Raw genomic sequence first — 721 nt, 5'->3', positions numbered from 1 at the left:
TGTGTGCTCGTGTGGATGCTATCGACGATACTTTTTACCTGTTCGGCTGAACTTTGAGTCCTCTCGGCCAGTGAACGTACTTCGTCGGCAACGACGGCAAAACCCCGACCTTGTTCGCCTGCACGGGCTGCTTCGATTGCTGCGTTGAGTGCCAGTAGGTTAGTTTGCTCTGCGATGCTGGTGATCTCGGTGATAATCTGGTTGATCTGGTCGCTATCGTTACGCAATTTATCTAATACTTCATTCGACTCAGATATGCGCTTTTCAATGGTATCAATTGAGGAAGTTGTTGCATGTAGGTGCTCGCCAAAGCTATTGAGCTCGCTATTCATTTCGAGAATATGATTATTGATATCTCCAATGTCATGTTCGATGTTTTCGGTCGCCATGACCATATTATTTATTGCTCCACTCAACACGCCGCCGTGATGAGATTGCATCATCGTATTCTGGCTCATGGCACTGTAGGTTTCGGTTAATTCTGCGCTCATAGGGAGCAAGCGGGAGGCTCTAAGGTGAATCCCCTGTATAGCCTGCTCAGCATTGCTCAGGCGCTGATTCAAAATTTCAAATAACTCTTTGGGCGCGCCAGACATGTTTTGGGTATTTAATTGCGTCGAGTAAGAAAACTTCTCTTCGAGGTTCGCTTTTAATGCAGAGATTCCTGCGTTTATGGGTGAAATAACTATTTTTTGATACCAAACCAAAGACAATGTGCAGC

The 721-nt window shown here is 45.8% G+C and carries 1 protein-coding gene; it reads right to left on the bottom strand.

From position 1 onward, the window contains the following. Nucleotides 1–721 (bottom strand): methyl-accepting chemotaxis protein (locus A3756_RS21535; protein ID WP_231875602.1); only part of this gene is annotated, 721 nt, incomplete at both ends.

This window comes from Oleiphilus sp. HI0086, from assembly GCF_001635225.1.
This window is presented reverse-complemented; position numbering and strand designations above follow the sequence as displayed.